This window comes from Vibrio chagasii, assembly GCF_024347355.1.
Lineage (GTDB): Bacteria > Pseudomonadota > Gammaproteobacteria > Enterobacterales > Vibrionaceae > Vibrio > Vibrio chagasii.
The window spans coordinates 3022260-3042552 of sequence record NZ_AP025465.1 but is presented as its reverse complement, the minus strand read 5'-3'; the positions used below and the strand labels follow the sequence as shown (position 1 = coordinate 3042552).

Sequence of the window (20293 nt, the reverse complement as noted above, 5' to 3'; positions counted from 1 at the left end):
AATCAGGCGGAAACTGATCGTTTCCGCCATAAAGGACGGGTATATGTGGCAACAAGGATTTGTATTAGCGATTTTGCTCGGCATTATTACTTGCCTGCTCGTTACCCGTATTAAGCCAAGTTTTATCTTTGCTGGCGCGGCGTTTATAGCTTTTATGGGCGGGATGATCGACCTTTCGAGCTTAGCCAATAACTTCACTAACTCTTCGTTACTGACGTTAATTCTTTTGATCCTCGCATCGAGTGCGTTGGAGAAAACTCGCTTGATCAGCTGGGTTAGCCGTAATATCTCTGAAGGTAGGCTAGGCACTGTGGTGGCAAAGTTGGGGATCTCTACAGCGCTGCTTTCTTCCTTTACCAATAACACGGCTGTAGTGGTCTCTTTGATCGGTGCGATCAAACGTAATCAGCAGCACGCGCCTTCTAAGTTACTTATTCCTTTGTCATACGCCGCTATTTTGGGTGGAACACTGACATTGATCGGCACCTCAACCAACTTGATCATCAATAGCTTTGTTGAAGATGCAGGATTGCCGAGCCTAAACTTTTTTACACCAACTTTGATCGGTTTAGCGGTCTTGGCTGGTGGCGTGTTGATCCTTATTCCTCTGAGTTACTTCTTACCTAGCTACGATGATGGATCGCAAGATGATCTACCTTATTTCTTAGAAGCCAGAGTTGAGCCAGGCTCTCCGTTGGTTGGTCGTAGTGTTAGTGAAAACAACTTAAGAGCTTTGAGAAAACTCTTTTTGGCGGAAGTGATTCGTGACGGTAAAACCACCGCCTCGATTGACCCTGATTTTGTATTGCAGGCTCGAGATCGCTTGCTGTTTTGTGGTGATGTCGAGAGCGTGGCAACACTGCAAGAAATCCGAGGATTAACCCTGTTTGGTCAGCACCATTTGAACGGTCAGAGCTTTGTCGAAGTAGTGGTGAGCTCATCGGCAAGCTTCTGTAATAAAACACTGAAAACCAGCCAGTTCCGAGACCGCTTTGATGCTGTGGTGGTGGCGATTCGTCGCGGTCATGAACGCCTTGAAGGTGGCTTGGGTAACATAACGCTGACGGCAGGCGATACCTTGATTCTGGTACCTGGCAAACGCTTTGAAGAGCAGCGCCAGCAACACAACAAAGAGTTTGTGTTGATGAATGATTTGGATTCAAGCGCCAAGCTTGATGCAGATAAATCGGCACTCGTGCTACTCGGTTTCACCAGTGTGATTGGCTTAGCGCTGCTTGATATGGTGCCGATAATTAAAGGCTTAGCTGGTTTTTTATTATTGCTGGTGGCATTTGGCATCGTGCAGCTGAGTGAGCTTCGTCGCCGCTTTCCTGTTGATATCGTTGTGATTGTTGGCTCTGCACTCTCTATTGCTCAGCTGATGATTTCATCTGGCTTATCTGAACGTATGGGGCAGATGTTTATGGAGGCCTTTAATGGCTGGGGCGTATTTGGTGCCTTGGTCGCGACTTATCTGATGACTCTGATTCTGACAGAGTTAGTCACCAATAACGCCGCTGCGGCACTTTCGTTCCCGATCGGCTACAGCATGGCGGTAGGCTATGGCGTCGACCCAATGCCATTCATCATGGCGGTGTTGTTTGGTGCGAGTGCCAGTTTCATTTCACCATACGGCTACCAGACTAACTTACTTGTTTATAGCGTAGGTAATTATCACCTCACAGATTATCTGCGCATCGGTATCCCAATCTCGATTGTTTATTCGGGCTTGGTAATGACCCTAATTCCTTACTTTTTCCCATTTTAATGCTGTTTATTTAAAGGACTATTTATGACCGCAGTACTCAAACACAAAGATGAGAATGTTGTGTGGCATCAACACTCGATTGATAAAGCATTCCGCGCGGATCTGAAATCACAAAAGCCTGCCGTGCTCTGGTTCACTGGGCTGTCTGGTTCTGGTAAGTCGACAGTGGCAGGTACGCTAGAGAATCGTTTGGCGCAACTGGGTTACCATACCTATTTGCTGGATGGTGACAATGTTCGTCATGGCTTATGTAGTGATCTTGGCTTTTCTGAGCAAGATCGCCGAGAGAATATTCGTCGTATCGGTGAGTTAGCTAAATTGATGGCCGATGCTGGTTTGATTGTGCTGTCTGCGTTTATCTCTCCTCACCAAGCGGAAAGACAACTAGTACGCGATTTACTGCCTGAAGGAGAGTTTCTTGAAGTGTTTGTGAATACGCCATTAGAGGTTTGCGAACAGCGTGATCCTAAAGGTTTGTATAAGAAAGCACGTGCTGGAGAGATTCCTAATTTCACCGGAATCAGTTCTACTTATGAAGCGCCACAGAACCCTGAGATCGATCTACCTGCAGGAGAGAAGACGATCGATGAATTGGTCGAGCTGTGTATTGATGCGTTAGAGAAGCGTAACATTTTAGCTAATTGAGACCGCTGGTATGACTAAGGCTGCGCATGTCCGCTAAAAGCAGGGCAGCCTTACTCTACCGAGACAAGAAACCTATCCTCTAGATTATCTTCATTCTTCTCAATGCTTTTCAATTTTTACGCCGTCTACTTACTAGACTCTATTATCTAGACGGTGTAATTCACACTGCTTTTCACTTCGGTTTGTACCGTGAATTTCTGGCTCAATAGGGCAATCAATTGGTCGTAATAAGGCATGTTAGGTTTATTGCCTAGTAGCGCACATAGCTCATTGCCAGTAGGGCTGAATCGGTAGTACACCAACTTAACGCCTTTTGATAGCGGCGCCAGTGACATGCTCTTACCTTGATACGTTAGATGTAATGCCGGGTCGAAGTCGATCTCTCCAGACTCTAACTCTGTACCTAGGATGATGCCAAGTTCAATCAGGTGGAGAAGGCTAGAGTAGGGAAGGTTATGCCCACCAAGGTTAATGGTGTTTGTGGTGTCTCTTTTACCAAAACTGAACAGCCCTGCGTGAGACTTAAAACCAAGCAACAGCTTTTTACTGTTGTCACTACCAAAGCTACAACCCAGTGAAGCAGCTCTTTGCAAGGTCAGTGCTTCCTTTGGTGTCATATCTTTGAGGATTTGTAGCGCCTTCATCGACGTAGAGCCTGGGTTGGTGACTTCTCGTTTCAGCACCTGAGCCCACAGCCTTTGCATTGATGTGTTGTGGATCTCTTGTGCCATATCGAAAAAGCGGTACAGCCAGTCCTGATCTGGATCTCCAGCCGCTTCATCTTTACATGAAGAGTGGGCCAGTTTCAGGATCTGCTCTAGGTTCTTCTGGCGCAGCTCCCTACGTTTCTTCTCTCGCAATAACGCTCGCTCAATCAGAGTGCTAGCGGCTTTATCGTTCGTTTTTTCGCTATGACTAATTAAGGAATCTAAACCGAAGCTTTGGGCAATGTGCAGCATTCGACTGGCACTGTCGGCAATATGAGGCTTTTTCTCATGCTTGTGCTGTGTGTCGCTAGCATGCTCAATGATCACTGGCTGTTTGGTTTCTGACATAAGAGTACCGTTAGGAGACGAATCAATACCAATCGTAGTCATTGCTCTCAAGGCTTTTCCCTACGCTATTGCAGATCACTGACTTACTGCGATTGGTATAACTGTCTAAAATGTAACTCTTTATCTGATTGGTGGCTAGATTTTGCGTGCAGAGTTGAAGACTTCAACAAAATTTTACTTTTGATAATGATAATAAAATGTTAAATTTGTTGTAATTATCAAGGAGGAGTTATGAATCAAGTCAATGATAACAAGCTGAAAAAGCAGCTTGGTATAGGTTTATTACTCGCGACTTATGTGGGTGTGCTAGCTTATTTATCTAATTACATTGCGTAATTTAGAGGAACAATATCGGTATTAAACTGTTATTGAATAACTTGATTTATTCAGTGACGGCGGCCCATCGCTGAGCCACCCTCCAAACGACTACATGTCGTCGTATTCTTCAATTGCATTACCTTCAATCAGATAGCCCGTTTGCGCTAGATCGTGACTGATAGATTCTGTTTTCAGCGTACCTACCAAATAGATAACATCCCACAATTGCTGGATTGGCGCGCCCTTAGGGAACTTAACGTAAATAATTTGGTTCGGTGGCGGTGGTGGAACATGGATACATGCACCAAAGTACGGCACTAACAGAAACTCAGTGATCATATTCTCATCGCCTTCCAATGGAATCACAAATCCTGGGATCTTAACCTTACTGCCGTTTAACTCCGGACGAACCGCACCCAGTGTCGACTGTTGAGGCTTTTCCATACTGTTATGGTCAACCATCGGCATGCCAAACGAATCTAGTTGAGCACGCTCTGATTCTGGAATCAAATCAATCCATTCGAGTGTTAATACCGATTCCTCATTCTGAGGCGTTTCAGCGTGAGCTGTACTGATAAATGGGAACATCATTAGCCCAAGTATCAGTAGGAATTTGCGTTGCATCGTAGGTTCCTATTTTAGATTCGAATTGTCATGCCATCAGACAATGACTGACGGTAAGCCCTGAAAGCGGGAATGAAGCCGATAATGATTCCGGCAATTTGCACCAGCATAAGCAATTTCCACTCGTGTGGTGTAATCGCAGATATCGAGATGTTGATACCATAACTTTGTTGCACAATAGGAGCAACTACTGCGATCAGAGCAAACAACACTGCAACGCCCAATGTGATACCTAAGAAGGTCAGGGCACTGGCTTCACTAATCAATAGACCAAACACATGGCGAGGCCTTGCGCCCATTGCACGCAGGATAGCCATCTCGCGACGTCTTTCTTGCAAGCTCGTTAGTAGGCTACTGAGCATCCCCAGTAAACCGGCGACCACTACAAACCCTGAAACAATCAGCAATGCTTGTTCTGCTACGGCCATCATGCCCCATAATTCATGCAGAGCAATGCCCGGCATAATTGCGCTCAACGGCTCTTGACGGTAGTTATTGATTTCTCTTTGCAGTGCGAAGGTTTGAATCTTCGAGTTCAGTCCAAGCATCATCGCGGTGATTTGCTGAGGCTGGAAATCGTAGGTTTTCAAGGTTTCGGCATCTGGGGTATGCCCTAGGTTGGCACCCGACTCCCAACCAACGTGAATCGCTTCGATCGCTTCTAACGATACATGCACGGTTTTGTCTACTGGCGTTCCTGTTGGTGCGAGTATTCCGACAATCTTGAAGGGTAGGTTATCGTGTCGGCTGAACGCCACATCACTGATACCGTGTGCAAGAATGATTTGATCGCCAATCTTGTAATCTAACTTTTTCGCGACATCGGCACCAATCACCACATCAAATAGCTCATTAAACTCTTTACCTTGCTGAAAAGTAAGTGGTTGCTTACTTCCATAACGGTAGTTTTCAAAGTAGCTATGGTTAGTACCCATCACACGGAAGCCTTTATGAGAATCACCCAATGAAATAGGGATCGCCCATTTTACGGCTTTATGTTGGCTGAATTCTTGATAGCTTTTCCAGTCGATATTGTTGGTCGCATTACCGATTCTAAATACAGAGTAGAGTAGAAGGTTTACCTGGCCTGAGCGGCCACCAACGATAAGGTCAGTGCCTGAAATGGTGTTTGCAAAGCTGCTCTTGGCTTCGGTTCTAACACGTTCTACACCGAGTAATAGAATAACCGAGACTGCCACAGTAAGGATGGTGAGAATCGCCGTGGCTTTACGGTTGAGTACGCTTTTTAGGGCTAAGTGAGTAATTACTTTCATACGACAACCTTAGCTTGGTTAACGGTTTTTAGATCTATGGTTCGAGTGAACAGTTTTTCTAATGTTGGATCATGGCTGACAAATATCAGAGTAGAGCCTGCTTGATTGGCTTGTTCTAGTAATAGCTCGATAAAAGCTTCTCGGTTGTCATGATCGAGTGCCGAGGTAGGTTCATCTGCAATGATGATTTTAGGTTGCCCCATAAGTGCACGGGCAGCGGCAACACGCTGTTGCTGACCAATACTAAGTTCAGTCACTGGCTTATCCATTAAAGCTTGGGGTAGCTTCAATCGGAGCAGTAGTTCTTGAGCTGTTTCTTGCAAACTGTTGTTGCTATCAGTGACTTGCTGCTTACGTGTTTTTGAGAATTGGCAAGGAAGCGTGACGTTATCGATCACTGATAAATAAGGAAGAAGGTTAAATTGTTGGAAAATATAACCAATGTGATCGGCTCGAAACGTGTCTCTTTGGCGAGGTGTTAGCTGAGTCAGATCTTGACCCAAAATAGAGACTTCGCCTTGCTCTGCTTGGTTGATTCCAGTCAGCAGCCCTAGCAATGTAGATTTGCCACAGCCACTTGGCCCTTTTATGAAGAGGTGCTCTTGGGCTTGGATATGCAGAGAAGGGATCTCTAGAGTTGGGGGTAACTCTGGCTTCCAGCGAAAGCTGATATTTTCGAGTTTGACCACAAGTGATGAACTGTCAAAAGACATGCTAGCTCCAATAATTAAAGCGGTGTATCTACTGGACAGCAGTTCGCGACATAAATTCCCAGAGCACACCGATTTGAACAGCCAAGTAAGTAGCCACTTACTTGGCTGCTTGTTTTACGTTTAATCCGATCTAGGAGTGGTTAGAATCGAAAACTAATGCGCTCTGCGTTAAGAACTTCTTGTACTTGAGCGGTATCTGTTAGTAGGTTCACCGTCATTTTTTCAGTGTTGCTGAACTTAGAGAACCACTGAGTGTTAACTGTGTCTAGCTTAGCTACATCTGAACATTGGTAGTGGTACTCAACCGTGAACTCACCGTGGCCACCTTCAGAGTGGTCATGACCTTCATGATCGTGGTGGTCGTGACCTTCGTGGTCGTCATGATCATGTTCAGCGTGGTCATGGTCTTTGTGGTCGTCATGATCGTGCTCAGCGTGGTCATGGTCTTTATGGTCATCATGATCGTGCTCAGCGTGGTCATGGTCTTTGTGGTCGTCATGATCGTGTTCAGCGTGGTCATGGTCTTTATGGTCATCATGATCGTGCTCAGCGTGGTCATGGCCTTCGTGGTCGTCATGATCGTGTTTAGCGTGGTCATGGCCTTCGTGGTCATGTCCTTCATGCTCATCATGATCGCTTTCTAACGTGTTCGACACTGATTTAAATTTCAGAGTACAGTTCGCGTTGTTAAAGCTAAATAGCTCGTCTGGCTTGTTTAGTTGCGCGATAGCTTGTTCAAACACTTTCTTTTGCTCTGCTGTTTCTGGAGCATGTTCAAAGCCAACTACGTCTGCACCCGGGGCTGTCACTTCAACAAGTAGTTCTTGTCCGTCTTGAGCAATGTTTACTTCAACCTGACCATGCACGTGTGCACCGTGAGAGCGGAACTCTTCGTTAGCTAGAACATTAGTAGAGACAGTCATGCCGATAACAACGGCTAAAATAGAAGGTTTCATGTTTTTTTCCTGAATAAAGGTTAATTAAAAAGTGGTGGTAATTAAATAGTTTTGACAGGAGGAGAGCGCGCTAGATAAGCGAAATACAGGCGCTGTAGTGAGGTTACTGACTCCGTGATAACAACAGTAAACTCTGAATGAAACTCTGGAACTTGTGGTAACGAGTGCGAGGTAATGAACTGATTTATGGAAAACAGCTCACAGTGGTGTGAGGTGTGATGCTCTGGGTCAATATCCACCATATGTGTTGCTGCCAACACGCTTAGCATGAGCATAAGCCCAAGCAAGAAGCCTGTTTTTCGTTTCACATTGTTGGGTGTGTCTTGCCACATCAGGATGATTAACCACAGAATTAAAAAAGGATACTGTTATAATATAACAATATCCTTTGATAAGGTCTCGAAAAAGACGCGAATATCTGATTAAAGGCTCGCTTTAATCAATTCAATAACTTGCGTTACCTCTGATTCGTTAAGTGCGCCTTCTTTCACAAACAAGATTTTACCTTGTTTGTCTTGCACGATAATCGCTGAGCTCTCTTCTTTTAGAGCCCATGACGAAGCAACGGTGCCATTTTCATCAAGAACCATAGACGACCATGGAAATTCTTCTTTGCTGCTTTCAGCTGATGATTTTACAAAAGAGCCTGTGCCCCAAATGGCATCATCTTGGTTGATAATGGTGGTAGTTTGGTAGCTATCTTCTGAAAATTTGGATGCTGTAATTGCTGCCATCAGTGGTGCATTGAGCTCTTTAGAGCTGCTGCGGCCTGCGATAGCTTGAACGACACGAACTTTACCCAGAAGATTCTTGGTTGCCCAAGCTTGATATTCTGTAGCTCCGTCTTTTAGAACGATCTCACCATAGTTGCTAACATCAACGGCAGGAAGAGTTGAACCTACAGATAAGTTGTGAGCATTGGCGAAGAGTGGAGAGGCTGCGGCTAATAAAGCCAGTAGAGTTTTGTTTTTCATTATATTTTTGTTCCGCTTGTTGGTTTGCATTGGAAGTATAATATGAAATCTGAAAAATGCCTCTTTAACTTTTTTATCGTACGACGTAGAAATAAGTTGCAGGCTTGTTACCAAAAGGTATAATGCAACAATATCAAGATAAACAACAGATTATCTTGCTGTTTGCTAAAGGAATTAGCGATTAAATGTGCTTCGAACTTGCCAGAGTTCAGGTGCGTGGCTGTAGTACTCAAATGGAATTGAGGTTGTAATATGTTAAGAAAATTTTCTACTTACCGCCCACATCAGGTGGCGCGTTTCGTTAAAGTCCTATTCAAAGGCCAGTTTGCCATCGAAGGTGTCGGAGAGTTCCGTTTTGACCATGGTAAAGTGCTGCTCCCTGAAGTTTCAGATAAACAAAAGCTCACTATTTTTAAAGAAGTTAACGGCACGATTGCTGCTATGCCGATGTAATTAAGCTTTATTGATTGGTCTTGCTTCAAATAGATTAACAGCGAAAAGGGCTTCCGAATGGAAGCCCTTTTTTATGGATATCGTTTAAGGTAGTACAGCCTAACTGCCCTTTATTGTGGTGGGAAGCAAACCCCTGTTCCGTCCAATCCACAGTAGCCGTTAGGGTTTTTGGCTAGATATTGCTGGTGGTAGGTCTCAGCAAAAAAATATTTCCCTGCAGGCAGAACTTCCGTTGTGATTTCGTTGCCTAAAGAATCGGTAATGGCTCTTTGGTAATCTTGGCGAGATTGTTCAGCAATGGCTTGTTGCTCTTCACTGAAGGTGTAGATAGCCGAGCGGTATTGTGTACCTAAATCATTACCTTGGCGCATCCCCTGAGTTGGGTCATGACGCTCCCAGAATGTCTCAAGTAGTTGTGCTAAAGACGTTTTCTCGCAATCAAAAATGACACGAACGACTTCAGTGTGGCCAGTTTGTCCGGTACACACTTGTTCATAGGTTGGATTCACTGTGTAGCCGCCTGCGTAGCCCACTGATGTAGATACCACAAAGTCTAATTGCCAAAACAGACGTTCAGCTCCCCAGAAACATCCCATGCCTAACAACACTTCTTGTTGGGAGCCCACAGGGGCTGCTAGCAAGTCAGTTTGATTAACGTAATGGTGCTCTGTGATTTGAATTGGAGCAGCATTTCCCGGTAATGCGGTGGCTGCGGAAACCAGTTGTTGTTTGTTTAGCATGTCATATTCCTTTTCGCATACGTTGACCACGTTGGCTTTTGTGAACTGTGGGCGTATTAACGCTTGGTTCATATTAAATAAGTCTTTAAATTAGACCGTGTTATTGCAGGATTACTTACAGACTCAATGCCTTTTTAGCGGTATTATTTCTTTTTGATTATTAACGTATTGATAACTTCTTCACCAATTAAGCATGATAAGAAAAACTTTACCAGTTCTGATTGGCACTCTATTGTCATCGACGCTCGCTTTTGCTGACGTTTCCCTTGAAATTAAAGGGCTTGATGGAGCGCTTGAAGATAATGTAGATGCTTATCTAAGTGCTGTGCCTGAAGAAGAGTATGCGGTATCACTAAGATTCCAGTCTCGTTTGGAGTCTATGATTAAAGAAGCCCTCAATGCGTTAGGTTATTACCAACCCACCATTACTTTTTCCCACTCTGAAGATGAAACTGAGCTCACGGTGACGGTTGAGCAGGGAGAGCCTGTTCGTATCTATGAATCAGACATCGTACTGAGCGGTGAAGCCAAAGATGATCCAGACTTTTTAGCCTTAATTGCCAAGAGTAAGCTCTCTAAAGGCACTATTTTAAATCATGGTAATTACGACTCTTTGAAGTCTTCGATTCGTAATCTCGGTCTGGCTCAAGGTTACTTTGATGGCACATATGAAGTCAGTAAGCTAGAGGTTGCGCCTGAATTGAACCGTGCTTATGTTCGCCTTCATTACAACAGTGGTATTCGCTACCACTTTGGCAAAACCACAGTGACTGGAAGTCAAATCGAGGACGATAAGGTTCAATCTCTCAAGACCTTTGAAGATGGTGAGCCTTATTCGATTACTAAAGTGGGTGAGTACAACCAGAACTTGTCCAATACGGATTGGTTTTCTTCGGTTTTTGTTGCGCCTGATTTAAGCCAATTAGGTGAAGGTAGAGAAATTCCGATGAAGGTTAGCCTTGCTCCGCAAGCGCGTAACCAGATTGAAACGGGTATTGGTGTCTCTACCGACCTTGGTGTGAAAGGTACGCTCAAATGGAAGAAACCTTGGGTTAACGAACTTGGTCATAGTTTTAATAGTAGTTTGTCGATATCCAAACCTGAACAGACGATTACTGCGACTTATAAAATTCCACTAGATGATGTGCTCAACGACTATTACCAAGTTAAGTACGGGATGAAGAACCTCGATAATCGTGATACCAAGAGTTTGGAGTCGAACTTAGCGCTAGAGAGGTATTGGCGTCTTGATAACGGCTGGCAACGTACTGTCTTCATTCGATACTTGGTTGAAAACTATGAGCAAGGTTTACAAGACGATTTGGCGCAATTCGTCTTGCCGGGTATTTCGTTTTCACGAACTCGAACACGTGGTGGTTCGATGCCGATGTGGGGTGATAAACAAACCATCATGGTTGAAGCGGGTGATGACACCTTATTGTCGGAAACCAAGGTGGTACGTTTTCAAGGACGAACGGCTTGGATCAGAAGTATCGGGAACAATCACCGCGGTCTAACCCGCCTGCAGTTTGGTGGTAACTTTGCTGATGAATTTGAGAAACTGTCTCCCTCACTAAGATTCTTCGCCGGTGGTGACAACAGTATCCGTGGTTATGGCTACGAATCGATCTCTCCTCGTGATGAAAGTAACGCATTAACGGGTGCTAAGTTTATCGCAACCAGCTCGTTTGAATATCAATACCGTTTAGTTGGAAACTGGTGGGGAGCAGCCTTTTACGATATAGGTGATGCGTTCAACGATAAACCAGAGTGGAAACGTGGTACAGGTGTTGGTGTTCGTTGGGCGTCGCCTGTTGGGCCTGTCAGCCTTGACTTTGCATGGGGGCTAGATGCAGAGAAAGGTGACGAGTTCCAATTGCACTTTAGTTTAGGACCAGAGTTATGATCAAAGTGATGGGCAAATGCATAAAATGGACGTCGATTTCACTGACGTCCATTTTGCTGTTGTTAATAGCCCTGTTAGGTTTTGTATTGTTTACAAACCCTGGCTTAAACACTGTGTTGTGGGGCGCTGAAAAAGCTCTGCCACAACTTAAAGTGGGGAGCACAAAAGGTGCTCTGTTCCCGCACTTCACACTTAATAATGTTCAATTCAAAGATGATAGCCTCCATATCGATACCAAAGTGGAAAAACTGGTATTGGCTATTAATCCTCGTTGTTTGCTCGATCCTAAGTTGTGTGTTGATCGCATTGCAATTCAGGGGCTAGATTTTGCTTTTACGGAGCTTCCTCCTGCCTCTACAGAAGAGACTGAGCCAACGCCACCTCTTAAGTCGGTAAAAACGCCACTTCCAATCACCATCAATCGCATCGCTTTATCTGATATTAAGCTGAACATCTTGGGTAATGAGATTGAATGGAGCTTGTTCTCAACAGCTTTGAATATGCAAGGTGAAAGGCTGACAGTATCGCCAACCTTGTTCAATGACCTAAAAGTTAAACTTGCTGAATCAACTGAAGAGCAAAAAACAGAAGTCGTTGAGCCTGAACCTGCCGTTAAAACCGCGATAGAGCTGCCTGAGGTTTGGATTCCATTACAGGTTGTACTAGAGCGCTTTGATCTCAATCGTTTCACTTTAGAGCAAGAGACGCCCATCGTTGTTAATCACCTTGGGCTTGAAGTGCGAGCTGGAAAAAATACTGTTGATGTATCCACTCTTGAACTCGACATGCCACAGGCGAGCGCGAACCTTTCTACTAAGGTTGAGCTGAAAGATGGCTACCCATTAGAGCTTTCATTGGACGCTAAGGTGAAGGAAACCGACCTTGCTGGTCAGAAGTTATCACTGAAAGCACAAGGCAGTGTGGCCAAACTACAGCTCGACTCGCAGTTTTCTGACTTGATAGAAGCCAAACTCTCTGGAGAACTTCAACCTTTAGAGCCAACATTGCCATTTGATTTACTGCTAGAAGATGGGCAAGCGCAATGGCCTCTAACTGGTAAAAGCGATTATCAAGCCGAAATTGAACGCTTTAAAGCCGATGGTTCATTAGATGGCTTTAATGTTCAGCTTAAAGGTGAGGCGGACGGTAAGGAGATTCCAGCCCTAGCCATCGACTTACAGGGTAAAGGTACCACTGAACAAATAGAGCTTGAGCGACTGAAATTGAACACCTTGGGCGGTGAGCTCAACGGTACGGTCAAAGCTAACTGGGCAAAGCTTGTTAACTGGCAAGCGGATGTATCCCTAAAAGACATTCAACCTGGTCTACAGTGGCCTGAAGCGGAAGGTAAAATCAGCGGTAGCTTAGTGACCTCGGGTGAATTGACTGAGGCTGGTGGCTGGGCGATTGAGTTACCTAAGCTTGATATCGAGGGTATCTTGCGTGATTACCCTCTGGATATTGAAGGTCAGTTGTCGGCGTCCGATCGAAGTGCAAGTGGTGAGCCTAAACTGAAAACCAGTGGCTTGAGTTTGGCGCACGGTGTGAACTCGATTAAGGCTCAGGGGCAGCTTGATAAACAGTGGGATATGGGTGTTGATATTTATTTCCCTGAGCTGGTGAAAAGTGTTCCTGATTTGAAAGGACAAGTGATTGGTAACATCCAACTTAGCGGTCCAACTCAAGAGCCTAAGGTCGACCTGACACTGAATGTAAATAAGGTGGACTGGAATAACGAGGCAACGCTTGAGTCATTATCACTTAATGGTTCTGTGGTCCCACTTCCGTTACCCGAAGCGCAAGCTGACCTTGCTTTAAAGGCTAAAAATTTAACTTATCAAGAACAAAACGTAGAAAGCATCGACTTGACGGTAAGTGGCGGTGAGAAAAAGCACACTGTGACTCTAGATGTGATATCTGACATTGTCTCTACAAGCCTAGCAATTTCTGGCGAGTTGATTCAGAAGCCTTCTCTCATTTGGGATGGCTCGTTAGACCGAGTAAAAATCACGACTCAACAAGGCCCTTGGGTGCTTGATAAACCTGTCTCTATTAAGGCGGATGTCGACAAGCAGTTTGCTGATGTTCAAGCGCACTGTTGGAAGCAAGCTGGTTCGAGTGTGTGTCTGGACGAAGACATCCGTGCTGGGAAGTCGGGTGAGGCTAAGATTGCAATCAATCAGTTCGACTTCGATCAGATTAAAGCCTTTGTTCCAAAAGAGACTGAGCTACAAGGCTTAGTAAATGTTAAAGCTCATGCTAAGTGGTCGGAACAAGGCCAGCCAGAGGTAACAGTAAACCTTGATATGCCAAAAGGTCAGGCTGTACAGCAAGTGGGTGAACCAATCACAATCGGTTGGGAGAGCGTTGCCCTAAACGCTCAACTGAAAGACAACAAGCTAGATGCAGACTTCAAACTGGATGTTTCCGATAACGGTGACCTGTCTGGTACCGTGTCGCTGTCTGATGTTCTTGCACAAGATAAAATGGTCGATGCTGCGATTAAGTTGACGACCTTCCATTTGGATTTCTTACAGCCAATTTTAGGTGAATACAGCTTGTTGAAAGCCGACCTTGCGAGTGACCTGCAGGTGAAAGGTTCTTTGATGCACCCTCAAGTTTTTGGTCAATTCTCTGTGGATGGAATTCAAGTCAAAGGTGATGTAACTCCTATTGATGTGAAGGATGGCCGCATTGCTCTCGACTTTAATGGTTATAGCGCTAAGCTTGACGCTAACGTGGAAACACCAGATGGTCAGTTGGATATCGAAGGCTCTGGTGAGTGGCAAGATCTCCAAGCATGGCATTCGAATGTTAGGGTGTTTGCTGATGAGTTGATGGTGGTTGTTCCACCTATGGTCAAGGTTAAGGTCGTCCCTGATATGACCATAGACGTTACGCCTGAGCTTGCAAAAATTACTGGTGACATTGCATTACCGTGGGGCCGCATTGTCGTTGAAGACTTGCCACCGTCTGCAGTTGGTGTTTCTTCTGATCAGGTCATTTTGAATAAAGACCTGCAACCTGAAGGCGAATCGACCATTCCATTTAATGTGATGACCAATATTAATATCTCAATCGGTGATGACTTCAAATTGTCTGCTTTCGGCCTTGAAGGTGAATTGGTCGGTAAACTGAATGTGGCTCAAAAAGACCAAGGCCCGTTTGTGACGGGCGAGGTCAACATCGTTAACGGTACCTACCAATCGTTTGGACAAGACCTGCTTATCGAAGAGGGAAAAATCTTAATGAATGGGCCACCGGATCAGCCATACGTTGCGATCAATGCGATTCGTAATCCTGACAATACTCAAGATGATGTGACAGCTGGTATTCGAGTGACAGGCCCTGCGACAGAACCAGCTATTGAGATTTATTCTGATCCTGCGATGCCGCAAGCAAATGCTCTTTCATACATCTTGCGTGGTCAAGATATTGATGGCGAGTCGAATGGCTCAATGACAACGACCTTAATTGGCTTGAGCTTAGCGAAGAGCGGTAAGGTCGTTGGTGAGATTGGTGAGGCCTTTGGTGTACAAGATTTGCAACTGGATACCGCAGGCTCTGGCGACGACTCACAAGTCACGGTAAGTGGTTACATCCTGCCTGGTTTACAGGTTAAGTATGGCGTTGGTATCTTCAATTCGCTTGGTGAGTTTACCGTTCGTTATCGATTGATGCAGGATCTCTACGTTGAAGCCGTTTCGGGTCTCGACAGTGCGGTAGACCTTCTTTATCAATTTGAGTTCGAGTAGAGCTGTTTGAGTTCGATCGGCAATGTTTTAGCCATTCATTTAACGCGCTTGCGTGAATGGCTTGTGGGGGATTTATGAAGCATCTTGTTTTTGTTTATGGAACCTTGAGACAGGGTCAATCGAATCATCATTATTTGAAGGGCTGTGATTTACTTGGGCGATTTGATACTCCTGAGGAATACGCTCTTTTTGACCTAGATGCCTATCCCGCGATGATTTTTGGAAAGAAAAGTGTCGCTGGGGAGGTCTATATGATTAACGACGAAGTTTTGGCGTCGCTCGATCGGCTAGAAGATGTGCCTGTCGAGTATCGTCGCGAGCAAATAGAGACTATATTTGGGTTAGCATGGGTATATTTGTATCAGCTTGATCTAACAGCTAATAAAGAAATACTTTCGGGTGACTGGTGTCAGCGGAACAATGATTCCTAACTAGTTAATCACCTTACGAGACAACAAAAAGCCAGCACTGAGGTGCTGGCTTTTTTAATGGCGTTAGTTTGAGAATGAAATGAGAGGGTTACTCAGGGTTCAGCTCAAGAAACTCTTCTACTTTACGTACCATTTTTGTTGAACCAACGAAGAAAGGCACACGTTGGTGTAGCTCTGTTGGTTTGATATCCATAATACGTTGTGCACCGTCTGATGCTATACCGCCAGCTTGCTCCATAAGGAAAGCAATAGGGTTGCATTCATAAAGCAAACGCAATTTACCTTGAGGGTGGCTCTCTGTACTTGGGTACAAGTAGATGCCGCCTTTTAGCAAGTTACGGTGGAAATCAGACACAAGAGAACCAATGTAACGTGACGTGTAAGGGCGGTTATCGCTTGGCTCGCTTTCCTGACAGTATTTGATGTACTTCTTAACACCGGTTGGGAAGCGGATGTAGTTACCTTCGTTGATCGAGTAGATCTTACCTTCGTCTGGAATCATCATGTTTTCATGAGATAGACAGAAAGTACCCAGAGATGGATCGTAGGTGAAACCATTTACGCCAGCACCCGTTGTGTAAACCAGCATGGTTGAAGAACCGTAAATTACGTAACCGGCAGCTACCTGTTTGTGGCCTGGTTGCAGGAAGTCTTCTTGAGTCGGTGGTGTTCCGATTGGAGAGACACGGCGGTAGATAGAGAAAATCGTACCAACCGATACATTTACATCGATATTTGATGAACCATCAAGCGGGTCCATCAACACGACGTATTTTGCGTTTTTGTTGAGCTCTTTATTGAAGGCAACCGCTTCGTCTTCTTCTTCACTTGCTACACCACAAACTTGGTCACGAGCTTCTAGAGCCGCTTTAAATTTGTCGTTCGCATAAAGGTCTAGCTTCTGCTGCTCTTCACCTTGAACGTTGTCTGTACCAACAGCGCCAGTAATGTCGACAAGACCTGCTTTGTTGATTTCACGGTTAACAATTTTTGCAGCAAGACGAATTGATGACAAAAGGGATGATAGATCACCACTTGCATGGGGAAAGTCACTCTGTTTCTCAACAATGAACTCACCAAGGGTGCGCATCTCAGACATGTTATTTCCTTAAACTTCTCTGAATATTAGGGGGGATTTGAGCACCATAGAATTTGCCTCTTAAGTGGGCTTTATTCATCTAGACGCTTACCTAAATTCTAAGGCTTAGATCTTTTTAATGGTAATGAACTAAGCGACACAGATCTCACTTACTATGTCGACTCAATTTGTTTTGCATTGCTGCTCGCTTTTAAGCGTCATTTAATGATAATGAGTACAAGCCGTTTTAATTAGGCACTGTTTATTTAGCCAAGCGTTTTGGAAGCAATTTATGCATATTCATATCTTAGGAATTTGTGGCACCTTCATGGGTGGTGCTGCGGTATTGGCTCGTCAATTAGGTCACAAGGTTACGGGTAGTGACGCGAATGTTTACCCACCAATGAGCACCTTGTTGGAGTCGCAAGGGATTGAAATTATTGAAGGGTTCGACCCAAGCCAACTAGAGCCTAGGCCTGACCTGGTGGTTATCGGTAATGCGATGAGCCGTGGTAACCCATGTGTTGAGTATGTTTTGGATAACAACCTTAGATACACCTCTGGTCCACAATGGCTGCAAGAGTTCTTACTGCATGACCGCTGGGTTCTTGCGGTGTCCGGTACTCACGGTAAAACTACAACTTCCAGTATGTTGGCTTGGATCTTAGAAGACTGCGGTTATGCGCCAGGCTTTTTAGTTGGTGGGGTATTGGGTAACTTTGGTATCTCTGCTCGCTTAGGTGACAGCATGTTCTTCGTGGTAGAAGCCGACGAATACGACAGTGCTTTTTTCGACAAACGCTCTAAGTTCGTTCATTACCATCCAAGAACCTTGGTAATGAATAACCTTGAGTTCGATCATGCCGACATCTTTGACGATCTTGAAGCGATCAAGCGCCAATTCCATCATTTAGTGCGAACTGTGCCAGGCAATGGTCGTATTTTCTCACCCAAGCAAGACACCGCGATTCAAGATGTTTTATCACGTGGCTGCTGGAGTGAGACAGAATCGAGTGGCGAAGCTGGCGATTGGGATGCCAAAAAACGAGTTAAAGATGGCTCTCAATTTGAAGTTTACTTCCAAGGTGAGTGTGTTGGTACAGTAGTTTGGGACTTGGTTGGTGATCATAATGTCAACAATGCTCTTATGGCGATTGCTGCGGCAAGGCATGTGGGTGTGACACCAGATTTAGCGTGTGAATCGTTGGCGAAATTCATCAATACTAAACGTCGTCTAGAGTTTAAAGGCGAGGTCGCTGGTGTGTCTGTTTATGATGATTTTGCTCATCACCCAACGGCGATTGAACTTACGCTCGGCGGCTTACGTAATAAGGTCGACTCGAAAAAAATCATTGCCGTTTTAGAGCCTCGTTCCGCCACCATGAAACGTGGTGTGCATAAAGAAACCTTGGCTGATTCGCTCAAACAAGCGGATTCCACCTACTTATTCCAACCGGACAACATTGATTGGTCGGTGCAGGATGTCGCAGATGCTTGTCATCAGCCTGCACATGTTAGTGACGATATGGATGTATTTGTTGCTAAAATTGTTTCAGAGGCGCAAGCGGGCGACCAAATTCTGGTAATGAGTAATGGTGGCTTTGGTGGTATTCACCAGAAATTGTTGGACGCGTTAGCTCTTAAAGGTTAACCCAGTCCACGACTTTATAATTGAAGTAACTGAGAACATGACAAAACACGATAAAGCGATAATTCTTGCTTTTACTGGCGCATCTGGTGCGCCTTACGGACTGCGCTTGCTTGAATGCTTGTTGGCAGCAGACTATCAGGTCTATCTGTTGATCTCGTCGGCAGCGCGAGTGGTGTTGGCTACTGAGCATGAGCTTAAGTTACCTGCTGGGCCAGATGCGGCAAAGCAAGCCTTGGTTAAGCACTTGGGCTGCGATCCAGAAAAGCTGGTGGTATGCGGCAAAGATGACTGGTTTTCTCCAGTTGCATCAGGTTCTGCAGCGCCGAAGCAGATGGTGGTCTGCCCATGTTCTGCGGGCAGTTTGGCATCCATTGCTCATGGGTTATCGGATAACCTGATTGAGCGCGCAGCAGATGTGGTGATGAAAGAGCGAGGCCAGCTGTTATTGGTGGTTCGTGAAACGCCATTCTCAACGCTACATCTAGAGAACATGCACAAGCTATCGACCATGGGTGTAACCATCATGCCAGCCGCTCCGGGGTTTTATCACCAACCTAAGTCAATAGAAGACTTGGTCGATTTTATGGTGGCGCGCATTCTCGACCATCTTGGTATTGACCAAGGTTTAGTACCTAGATGGGGCTACGATCAACGTAATTGATCCAAACTTGATAGCTTATTGTTAAAAATCGAATTACAATTCTGAACACTCATCGGGGAGCAAACCATTCAAATAATGAATGCGAGCTGAGATCAAGCAGGTGCTTGGGACCCGTAAACCTGAACCAGATAATGCTGGCGTAGGAATTGAGTTAGGAACCACCTCCATCGTTCTCCTCCCTCAAACCTGTGCCGCTCAGACCATGGAGAGCGTCCAGTGAAATTCACATTAACTACCCTTGCTGTTACTACAGCTATCTCTTTTTCTGCCTTTGCTGCAGACGATACGTTAACCGTCTACACCTATGACTCTTTTGCTGCGGATTGGGGCCCTCGTCCTGCCGTCGAGAAAGCGTTTGAAGAAAAGTGTGGCTGTGATGTGAATTTTGTCGCGCTCGAAGATGGTGTCTCTATCTTGAACCGTTTACGCCTTGAAGGCGGCAACAGCAAAGCTGACATCGTTTTGGGCTTAGATAACAACCTCATGGCTGAAGCGAAAGCGACTGGCTTACTGGCTGAGCATAATGTTGATACATCATCAGTAACACTGCCAAATGGTTGGGACGACAATACATTTGTACCTTACGACTTTGGCTACTTCGCTTTTGTCTACAATACAGAGAAGCTAGCAAACCCACCGAAAAGTCTGAAAGAGTTGGTTGAGCAACGTGAAGACCTGAAGGTTATCTACCAAGATCCACGTACTTCAACCCCAGGCCAAGGCATGATGTTGTGGATGAAATCGGTATACGGTGATGAAGCGACAGCGGCATGGAAGAAGCTAGCTCAGAAAACGGTGACGGTAACCAAAGGTTGGTCTGAAGCTTACTCTATGTTCCTAGAGGGCGAATCTGATTTAGTATTGTCTTACACAACTTCTCCGGCTTACCACATCATTGCGGAGAACGATTCTAAGTACGCAGCTGCGAACTTTGAAGAGGGACATTACACTCAAGTGGAAGTGGCAGCAAAGGTCAAAGGCAGTAAGAATGAAAAGCTTGCTGATGAGTTTATGGCGTTTATCCTAAGTGATGAATTCCAATCGGCGATGCCGACAGGCAACTGGATGTACCCAGTGACGGACGTTGAGCTACCTAAAGGTTTCGAACAACTGACGGTACCTCAGAAAGCGTTAAGCTTTAGCTCTGAAGAGATCGCCGAGAAGCGTAAGCCTTGGATTCGTGAATGGCAGAGTGCACTTACTTTTTAATTTACTTTTAAAAGAATGAACGACCTGTATTTAAAGCCATTCTTTATGTTTGGAATAGACTTTTTACGGTAAAAATCAATTT

At 45.1% G+C, this 20293-nt stretch carries 18 protein-coding genes and 1 riboswitch; of the genes, 9 read left to right on the top strand and 9 right to left on the bottom strand.

The features are described 5' to 3' along the window. Positions 1 to 43: 43 nt before the first annotated feature. Positions 44 to 1768: an SLC13 family permease gene (locus tag OCV52_RS13990; RefSeq protein WP_137407597.1), complete on the top strand. Its 1725-nt coding sequence runs from the start codon at positions 44 to 46 to the stop codon at positions 1766 to 1768. A gap of 24 nt (positions 1769 to 1792) precedes the next feature. After that, the gene (cysC, locus tag OCV52_RS13985; RefSeq protein ID WP_102423962.1) at positions 1793 to 2413 is read left to right on the top strand and encodes an adenylyl-sulfate kinase; all 621 of its coding nucleotides are present in this window, start codon (positions 1793 to 1795) and stop codon (positions 2411 to 2413) included. A 146-nt stretch (positions 2414 to 2559) separates the two neighbouring features. Here cysC and OCV52_RS13980 read toward each other — a convergent pair whose 3' ends face one another. From OCV52_RS13980 to OCV52_RS13950, 7 genes are all read right to left on the bottom strand, one after another. Next, the gene (locus OCV52_RS13980) at positions 2560 to 3468 is read right to left on the bottom strand and encodes a TIGR03899 family protein (RefSeq protein ID WP_137407620.1); all 909 of its coding nucleotides are present in this window, start codon (positions 3466 to 3468) and stop codon (positions 2560 to 2562) included. 426 nt (positions 3469 to 3894) lie between these two features. After that, the gene (locus OCV52_RS13975) at positions 3895 to 4410 is read right to left on the bottom strand and encodes a DUF3299 domain-containing protein (protein ID WP_102423961.1); all 516 of its coding nucleotides are present in this window, start codon (positions 4408 to 4410) and stop codon (positions 3895 to 3897) included. Between the two features lie 14 nt (positions 4411 to 4424). Continuing rightward, the gene (locus OCV52_RS13970) at positions 4425 to 5684 is read right to left on the bottom strand and encodes an ABC transporter permease (RefSeq protein ID WP_008220483.1); all 1260 of its coding nucleotides are present in this window, start codon (positions 5682 to 5684) and stop codon (positions 4425 to 4427) included. After that, positions 5681 to 6397 carry an ABC transporter ATP-binding protein gene (locus tag OCV52_RS13965; RefSeq protein WP_102423960.1) on the bottom strand — a complete coding sequence of 239 codons (717 nt, stop codon included), beginning with the start codon at positions 6395 to 6397 and terminating at the stop codon, positions 5681 to 5683. Before OCV52_RS13965 ends, OCV52_RS13970 begins: the two co-directional genes overlap by 4 nt. Before the next feature lie 140 nt (positions 6398 to 6537). Beyond that, positions 6538 to 7353: a zinc uptake protein ZrgA gene (gene zrgA, locus OCV52_RS13960; RefSeq protein WP_137407598.1), complete on the bottom strand. Its 816-nt coding sequence runs from the start codon at positions 7351 to 7353 to the stop codon at positions 6538 to 6540. A 41-nt stretch (positions 7354 to 7394) separates the two neighbouring features. Further along, a complete protein-coding gene (locus OCV52_RS13955) occupies positions 7395 to 7685 on the bottom strand; it encodes a DUF2607 family protein (RefSeq protein ID WP_061033914.1) in 291 nt (96 codons plus the stop codon). A gap of 90 nt (positions 7686 to 7775) precedes the next feature. Beyond that, on the bottom strand, positions 7776 to 8327 hold the full coding sequence (locus OCV52_RS13950) for a YtfJ family protein (RefSeq protein WP_137407599.1): 552 nt from the start codon (positions 8325 to 8327) through the stop codon (positions 7776 to 7778). 252 nt (positions 8328 to 8579) lie between these two features. On the opposite strand from OCV52_RS13950, the gene OCV52_RS13945 reads away from it, so the two are divergent. After that, a complete protein-coding gene (locus OCV52_RS13945) occupies positions 8580 to 8780 on the top strand; it encodes a DUF1107 family protein (RefSeq protein ID WP_008220470.1) in 201 nt (66 codons plus the stop codon). A gap of 110 nt (positions 8781 to 8890) precedes the next feature. Here the strand turns inward: OCV52_RS13945 and msrA are convergent, their stop codons facing one another. Continuing rightward, positions 8891 to 9520 carry a peptide-methionine (S)-S-oxide reductase MsrA gene (gene msrA / locus OCV52_RS13940; protein ID WP_137407600.1) on the bottom strand — a complete coding sequence of 210 codons (630 nt, stop codon included), beginning with the start codon at positions 9518 to 9520 and terminating at the stop codon, positions 8891 to 8893. A 193-nt stretch (positions 9521 to 9713) separates the two neighbouring features. Here msrA and tamA point away from each other — a divergent pair, with 193 nt between their 5' ends. From tamA to OCV52_RS13925, 3 genes are all read left to right on the top strand, one after another. Next, on the top strand, positions 9714 to 11426 hold the full coding sequence (gene tamA / locus OCV52_RS13935) for an autotransporter assembly complex protein TamA (RefSeq protein WP_137407601.1): 1713 nt from the start codon (positions 9714 to 9716) through the stop codon (positions 11424 to 11426). After that, positions 11423 to 15181, top strand: a complete 3759-nt coding sequence (gene tamB / locus OCV52_RS13930; protein ID WP_137407602.1) for an autotransporter assembly complex protein TamB — start codon at positions 11423 to 11425, stop codon at positions 15179 to 15181. The genes tamA and tamB overlap by 4 nt, the downstream gene beginning before the upstream one ends. Positions 15182 to 15255: 74 nt before the next feature. Further along, complete coding sequence (locus OCV52_RS13925) at positions 15256 to 15612, top strand: gamma-glutamylcyclotransferase family protein (protein WP_102423890.1); 357 nt, start codon at positions 15256 to 15258, stop codon at positions 15610 to 15612. An 88-nt stretch (positions 15613 to 15700) separates the two neighbouring features. Here OCV52_RS13925 and fbp read toward each other — a convergent pair whose 3' ends face one another. Then, a complete protein-coding gene (fbp, locus tag OCV52_RS13920) occupies positions 15701 to 16711 on the bottom strand; it encodes a class 1 fructose-bisphosphatase (protein WP_008220458.1) in 1011 nt (336 codons plus the stop codon). 271 nt (positions 16712 to 16982) lie between these two features. On the opposite strand from fbp, the gene mpl reads away from it, so the two are divergent. From mpl to thiB, 3 genes are all read left to right on the top strand, one after another. After that, positions 16983 to 18341 (top strand): UDP-N-acetylmuramate:L-alanyl-gamma-D-glutamyl-meso-diaminopimelate ligase, encoded by a 1359-nt coding sequence (mpl, locus tag OCV52_RS13915; protein ID WP_137407603.1) that lies wholly within the window; start codon positions 16983 to 16985, stop codon positions 18339 to 18341. Positions 18342 to 18378: 37 nt separating this feature from the next. Then, the gene (locus OCV52_RS13910) at positions 18379 to 19002 is read left to right on the top strand and encodes a flavin prenyltransferase UbiX (RefSeq protein ID WP_137407604.1); all 624 of its coding nucleotides are present in this window, start codon (positions 18379 to 18381) and stop codon (positions 19000 to 19002) included. 43 nt (positions 19003 to 19045) lie between these two features. Further along, positions 19046 to 19165: riboswitch (TPP riboswitch) on the top strand. A gap of 53 nt (positions 19166 to 19218) precedes the next feature. Further along, positions 19219 to 20211 (top strand): thiamine ABC transporter substrate binding subunit, encoded by a 993-nt coding sequence (thiB, locus tag OCV52_RS13905; protein WP_137407605.1) that lies wholly within the window; start codon positions 19219 to 19221, stop codon positions 20209 to 20211. Positions 20212 to 20293: the final 82 nt, after the last annotated feature.

Coding starts and splice junctions, on each gene's coding strand:
- OCV52_RS13955 (WP_061033914.1), bottom strand. CDS start 7,685: ATGTGGCAAGACACACCCAACAATGTGAAACGAAAAACAGGCTTCTTG.
- OCV52_RS13970 (WP_008220483.1), bottom strand. CDS start 5,684: ATGAAAGTAATTACTCACTTAGCCCTAAAAAGCGTACTCAACCGTAAA.
- tamB (WP_137407602.1), top strand. CDS start 11,423: ATGATCAAAGTGATGGGCAAATGCATAAAATGGACGTCGATTTCACTG.
- OCV52_RS13975 (WP_102423961.1), bottom strand. CDS start 4,410: ATGCAACGCAAATTCCTACTGATACTTGGGCTAATGATGTTCCCATTT.
- OCV52_RS13925 (WP_102423890.1), top strand. CDS start 15,256: ATGAAGCATCTTGTTTTTGTTTATGGAACCTTGAGACAGGGTCAATCG.
- OCV52_RS13980 (WP_137407620.1), bottom strand. CDS start 3,468: ATGTCAGAAACCAAACAGCCAGTGATCATTGAGCATGCTAGCGACACA.
- OCV52_RS13950 (WP_137407599.1), bottom strand. CDS start 8,327: ATGAAAAACAAAACTCTACTGGCTTTATTAGCCGCAGCCTCTCCACTC.
- msrA (WP_137407600.1), bottom strand. CDS start 9,520: ATGCTAAACAAACAACAACTGGTTTCCGCAGCCACCGCATTACCGGGA.
- OCV52_RS13910 (WP_137407604.1), top strand. CDS start 18,379: ATGACAAAACACGATAAAGCGATAATTCTTGCTTTTACTGGCGCATCT.
- fbp (WP_008220458.1), bottom strand. CDS start 16,711: ATGTCTGAGATGCGCACCCTTGGTGAGTTCATTGTTGAGAAACAGAGT.
- OCV52_RS13945 (WP_008220470.1), top strand. CDS start 8,580: ATGTTAAGAAAATTTTCTACTTACCGCCCACATCAGGTGGCGCGTTTC.
- zrgA (WP_137407598.1), bottom strand. CDS start 7,353: ATGAAACCTTCTATTTTAGCCGTTGTTATCGGCATGACTGTCTCTACT.
- mpl (WP_137407603.1), top strand. CDS start 16,983: ATGCATATTCATATCTTAGGAATTTGTGGCACCTTCATGGGTGGTGCT.
- cysC (WP_102423962.1), top strand. CDS start 1,793: ATGACCGCAGTACTCAAACACAAAGATGAGAATGTTGTGTGGCATCAA.
- tamA (WP_137407601.1), top strand. CDS start 9,714: ATGATAAGAAAAACTTTACCAGTTCTGATTGGCACTCTATTGTCATCG.
- OCV52_RS13965 (WP_102423960.1), bottom strand. CDS start 6,397: ATGTCTTTTGACAGTTCATCACTTGTGGTCAAACTCGAAAATATCAGC.
- OCV52_RS13990 (WP_137407597.1), top strand. CDS start 44: ATGTGGCAACAAGGATTTGTATTAGCGATTTTGCTCGGCATTATTACT.